Raw genomic sequence first — 2,970 nt, forward strand, 5'->3', positions numbered from 1 at the left:
ACCACCAGTTAAACTGGTGGTTTTGATTTGCAGATGTTTTTGTGGAGTGATTCGCTAACGAAGGCTGAGCCTCACGGAAATTAGGCTTTCAAGGCTTCTTGCAGAAAATGCGTGATTTCTTCTAGTCTTTCCGGAGATATGGCCAAGACTTTATCGAAGGGGGCCTCCAAGGTGACGACGTGAAGGACGTCGGGCTGTAAAGATTTGACGGCTGCTCGGAAAATATCGAGGGAATCCGGATCGTCACTGTAACCTTTGACAATGGTGATTTCCAGGTGGAAGCAGCCGCTGTAGGTTTTTCGGAATCGGACCATATTTTCGATGTGCTGATGAAGGGTGTAGCCCGGGAGAGGTCGCTGGGCTTTTTGGAAGGCCCCTTCATGGGCCATTTTTAGTTCGCCGATGACTTCTTCACAGCGACTGGCCAGTCTGGCGTAGTCAGGATTTCCATAGAGGAACCCGTTGGACAGGAGGCGTACGGGAATCCCGGCGTCGTGGATGGTATCAATGATCGATTCAAGTTCCGGAAGCAGCAGGGCTTCTCCCAGGGAGTTGATAAATACCAAGTCGGGCTGCACGTCATGAAGCCGTTGCCGTAAATCCCGGATGGCCGGTGTTACGTCTTCCAAATGGACCGGGGCCGCCGTTTGTTTATGTGTCAACTTGCGGCTGACGGGGCAAAAGATGCAGTTGAAGTTACAGTATTTGTCCGGGAAGAGATTGACTTCTAAGACGGTTTTTCCATTTTCTTCATAGGGTTCTTTGTAAAAGAATGTATCCATGGTGTCCTCCTAACATAAAAAAGGCGCCGCTTCCTCATCTGCGAAGACCTGACGATGAGGAACACGGCGCAACCTGACTACTCGGCAGCAGTCAGTACCATTTCATATGAATTTGAACTGATTATAGCAAATCTTTTGGAAAGAAGCAAGGACGATATCGTTGTACCGGGGGAGGGACTTTGGCAAGGGGCCGTCTGCTGGAAAGGGACGGCGTTCAATGGTATAATGACAATATATAACGATACCTTTTCGAGGGGAATGCGGGATGCGCTAAACAGAAGCCGTGATGCAAGCTGCTCTTGGGAAGAGAGAACGAAACCTTGGCGAAAGGGGAGATGACGATGGGGTATTGCGAATGGGCCAGTACAGATCCGCTCAATACGACGTATCATGACAACGAATGGGGGATTCCCGTTCACGACGATCGGCAGATGTTTGAGCATCTGACCTTGGAAAACCTGCAGTGCGGCCTCAGCTGGCTGATCGTCCTGCGCAAGCGGGACATCTTTCGGCAGTGCTTTGATAATTTCGATTACGATAAGGTGGCCGCTTACGACGACGCCGATGTAGAACGCATCATGAATACCGAGGGCATGATCCGCTCGCCTCGGAAGATACAGGCCGTGATCAGCAATGCTCAGTGTTGTCAGAAACTGCGCGACGAGTTCGGAAGCCTGTGTGACTACTTTTGGAGCTTCACCGGCGGTAAGACCTTCCTCTATCAGGGCCATGCCAAAGGACAGATCCCGGTCAGCAACGGCTTGTCGGCCAAGATCAGCAAGGATTTGAAGAAGCGGGGCTTTAAGTACGTCGGCCCGGTTACCATCTATTCGCACCTTCAAGCTTGCGGTATCATCAACGACCACGATGATACCTGCCCGCGCCGGCAGTTGATTATCGAGAATCATCCGACAGCGACCAAACGGAAAGATGATGAAGTTTATTAAATGATAGAAGCGCCGCGAGTTTTGAAGACTGGCGGCGTTTTTGCGTGGAGATACGATGGATTGACTGCAAGTCTAGCCGGGGGTTAATATCGTTACCTTGAGGTATCTTGCTATCTTGGTTACGATGATGCTGATTTGGTAAGCATTGGGCGATCGACGATAAGACCATTCGCTATGCCTGACAAAGCAAGGTATGATATACTGATACATAAGAACATGCCGTTAAAAACGGCTTAAACGTAGGGGAATTAAGGATTTTACCGATTCATTTTATGGACATGATTTTCTTTTCTATAATCAAGGACTATACAGTGTAAGTTTATATAGCCTTGAGATGAGACTCTATTTTCAGTGGGTAAGGTGTCAACCATAGGAAGGTGAAGCAGATGAAGAAGATGAAAATAAGTCGGATTATCGGTTTTGGTTTTGGATTTATGCTCCCGAAGATATTAAAACCGGCGATAAAAATTGCCGTGATTTTGGGAATTGGGTATTTAAGCACGAGAGGTTATAAGCAACAAAAAGAGCAACTTGAGATGAATAATGAGTGAGATCTTGAATAAGAAGTCGACGGATTCCAGGCTGACTGACTAATGGAATACCCTATAAAATTTATGGTGGAGTCACAAAAACGCGCCAGGGTAAAAGTAAGGATCGGAAGTGCGAAGAGATAGTGAACATCTTCTTCGCTGCCAAAATACTTGATTGAAATATAAAAATTTTGATCAAATCCCTAAAGTAGTAAGAAGAAAGTGTATAAGTGGGGCCATATCCCCATCGATACACGCAAAAGAGACTGTAAAAAGTCCTTTTGCTGTCGCACCCTTCACGGGTGCGTGGATTGAAACATGCCGATGATCGAGGGGCGTTCTTCTGTCGGGCGTCGCACCCTTCACGGGTGCGTGGATTGAAACATAGCAACTCCGTATCATGTTTCTATGGTATAATGTCGCACCCTTCACGGGTGCGTGGATTGAAACAAAGGCGGCGATAGGAGACTGCAAAGCCTTAACGTCGCACCCTTCACGGGTGCGTGGATTGAAACATATCCGAGGCCGAGCATATGAAGGCCCAGAACGAGTCGCACCCTTCACGGGTGCGTGGATTGAAACTTTATGACGACGTATGGAACGACCGAGAAGACCCAGTCGCACCCTTCACGGGTGCGTGGATTGAAACATCAACCGCGGCGACCAACTGCCGCGCATCTTTAGTCGCACCCTTCACGGGTGCGTGGATTG

3 protein-coding genes and 1 CRISPR repeat array are annotated in these 2,970 nt (G+C 48.4%); of the genes, 2 read left to right on the plus strand and 1 reads right to left on the minus strand.

The window, feature by feature from the left end; translation table 11 throughout:
- Positions 1 to 80: 80 nt before the first annotated feature.
- Positions 81 to 782: a radical SAM protein gene (locus tag HMPREF3201_RS11060; protein ID WP_062413117.1), complete on the minus strand. Its 702-nt coding sequence runs from the start codon at positions 780 to 782 to the stop codon at positions 81 to 83.
- 341 nt (positions 783 to 1,123) lie between these two features.
- Between HMPREF3201_RS11060 and HMPREF3201_RS11070 the strand changes: the two genes are divergently transcribed.
- Positions 1,124 to 1,729 (plus strand): DNA-3-methyladenine glycosylase I, encoded by a 606-nt coding sequence (locus HMPREF3201_RS11070; protein WP_062413119.1) that lies wholly within the window; start codon positions 1,124 to 1,126, stop codon positions 1,727 to 1,729.
- Positions 1,730 to 2,115: 386 nt separating this feature from the next.
- Positions 2,116 to 2,280, plus strand: a complete 165-nt coding sequence (locus HMPREF3201_RS11825) for a hypothetical protein (RefSeq protein WP_154254672.1) — start codon at positions 2,116 to 2,118, stop codon at positions 2,278 to 2,280.
- Positions 2,281 to 2,545: 265 nt separating this feature from the next.
- Positions 2,546 to 2,969: a CRISPR direct-repeat array (repeat unit 27 nt; unit sequence GTCGCACCCTTCACGGGTGCGTGGATT).
- Position 2,970 lies beyond the last annotated feature (1 nt).

This window comes from Megasphaera sp. MJR8396C (genome assembly GCF_001546855.1).
GTDB lineage: Bacteria > Bacillota > Negativicutes > Veillonellales > Megasphaeraceae > Megasphaera.

Bases quoted from the DNA above. Each gene is read 5' to 3' on its own strand.
- HMPREF3201_RS11060 (WP_062413117.1), bottom strand. From the start codon at position 782: ATGGATACATTCTTTTACAAAGAACCCTATGAAGAAAATGGAAAAACC.
- HMPREF3201_RS11070 (WP_062413119.1), top strand. From the start codon at position 1,124: ATGGGGTATTGCGAATGGGCCAGTACAGATCCGCTCAATACGACGTAT.
- HMPREF3201_RS11825 (WP_154254672.1), top strand. From the start codon at position 2,116: ATGAAGAAGATGAAAATAAGTCGGATTATCGGTTTTGGTTTTGGATTT.